The sequence below is a fragment of the Streptomyces sp. ICBB 8177 genome, assembly GCF_003144095.1.
GTDB lineage: Bacteria > Actinomycetota > Actinomycetes > Streptomycetales > Streptomycetaceae > Streptantibioticus_D.
The window spans coordinates 27155-29358 of sequence record NZ_NSKH01000024.1 but is presented as its reverse complement, the minus strand read 5'-3'; the positions used below and the strand labels follow the sequence as shown (position 1 = coordinate 29358).

Below are 2204 nucleotides of genomic sequence, written 5' to 3'. Positions count from 1 at the left end.
AGGTGGTCGGCCATCCAGGCCATGTGGTGGACGGCGGCGCCGTGGCTGATGACCACGCCCTTCGGCTTCCCGGTGGAACCGGAGGTGTAGATCACGTAGGCCGGGTCGCAGGCGGACAGGGCCGCATGCGTGCCGACGTCCGCGGTGCCGTCCGGGCGGTCTGCGTCCGTGGTCACGTCCGGCTCCCCGTCTGCGCACACCTCGTCCAGCGTCACGACCGGTACGTCGGTCGCGGGCAACCGCTCCCGTACGCCGTCGCTGGTGAGGAGCACCCTGGGCCTGGCGTCGTCCAGCAGGGACGTGATGCGGGCGGCCGGGTAGTCGGGATCGACCGGCATGTACGCGGCGCCCGCCTTGACCACGCCGAGCATCGCGATCACCATCGCGGCGGCCCGGGGCGCCGACAGCGCGACGAGATCGCCGCGGCGCACTCCCCGTTCCCTGAGGAGGCGCGCGAGACCGTCCGCTCGGCCGAGGAGTTGACGGTACGTCAGCACGCCCGTGGCGTCGCGCACCGCCGGGGCGTCGGGCGTACGGGCCGCCTGCGCGTCGAACAGCTCGGGCAACGTCCCCTCGGGCACGGCGCGCACCTCGCCCCGGCCCGCGTCGAGCGCCCAGGCGCGTTCCTCGGCAGTCAGCACCGGTACTTCGCCGACCCGTTGGCCGGGGTCGGCGGCGAGAGAGCCGAGGAGTCGGGCGAGCCGGTCCGAGAGCGTGCGTGCCGTCTCCGGGGTGAAGATGTCGGAGGCGAACTCCACGTAGCCCTCGACCCCTGCCGGCCGTCCGGCCTCGTCATGGGTTTCGGTGAGCGAGAACGTAAGGTCGAACTTGCTGACACCGGTGTGCACCGCCCGTTCGGTCACCGTGAGGCCCGGCAGGTCCGCGAGGGCGGCTGCCTGGTTCTGGAGCACCAGCATGACCTGGAAGAGCGGATGGCCGTCCCGCGATCGCACCGGGTTGAGTTCCTCGACGAGCCGTTCGAACGGCAGGTCGGCGTTGGCGTAGGCGCCGAGGTCGAAGTCCCTCACCCGATCGAGGAGTTCGCTGAAGGTGGGGTCGCCGGACAGGTCGGTACGCAGGACGAGGGTGTTGACGAAGAAGCCGATCAGATCGTCCAGCGCCTCGTCGGCCCGTCCCGCGACCGCCGTTCCGAGCGGGATGTCCTCCCCCGCCCCGTGCCGCGCCAGCAGCACGGCCAGCGCGCCCTGCAACACCATGAAGACCGTGCAGCCGCGGGCACGGGCCAGCGTCGTCACCTCCCGGTGTGCCTCGGGGGACAGCCGGAAGGGGACGGTGCCCCCGGCATGGGTGGGCGCGGCCGGGCGGGGGTGGTCCAGCGGCAGGTCAACGGCCTCCGGCATTCCCGCCAGGGCGTCGCGCCAGAAGCCGAGTTGCCGCGACACCAGGCTCTCGGGCCGATCCGGCTCACCCAAGGTCCGGCGCTGCCACAACGTGTAGTCGGCGTACTGGACGGGCAGCGGTTCCCAGTCCGGCGTACGGTCGGCGACCCGTGCACGGTAGGCGGTGCCCAGGTCGCGGGCGAGCGGGGCCAGCGACCAGCCATCGGCGGCAATGTGATGCAAAGTCAGCACCAGCACGTGAGTGCGGGCGTCCAGCCGGAGCAACCGCACCTTGACAGCGGGATCGTGATCCAGGTCGAACGGTTCGGCCGCCGCGTCGCGTACCGACTCCTGCGCCCAGCGTTCGGCCGCCTCGGCGTCCGCCCCGGCCGGCGCCGCCTCACAGCGAATACGGGCCAACTCGCCCGCGCGGTCCTCGCCCAGCACACACTGGAACGGCTCTCCGTCCCGCGCCACGAAGACGGTACGCAGGCTCTCATGCCGTACGACCACGTCGGTGAGCGCGGCCTGCAACGCCCCGGTGTCGAGGTCACCGTCGAGGCGCAGGACGAGCGGGATGTTGTACGTGGCGTTCGGGCCTTCGAGGCGCCCGAGGAACCACAGCCGTTGCTGCGCGTACGACGACGGCAGCGCCTCCGGGCGCGCTTCACGGGAAAGCGGGGGACGCGCCGAGTCCACGGAGTCCAAAGCCGCCGCGAGCTTGGCGACGGTCGGATGCCGGAAGAGGGTGCGCACCTCCAGCTCGACGTCGAGTGCGGTGCGGGCGCGGCTGACCAGGCGGGTCGCCAGCAGGGAGTGCCCACCGAGCCGGAAGAAGTCGTCGTCCATGCCCACTTGGGCGAC

1 protein-coding gene is annotated in these 2204 nt (G+C 72.1%); it reads right to left on the bottom strand.

From position 1 onward, the window contains the following. Positions 1–2204: condensation domain-containing protein (locus CK485_RS29880; RefSeq protein ID WP_241968662.1), on the bottom strand; the 2204-nt coding region annotated here is incomplete at both ends.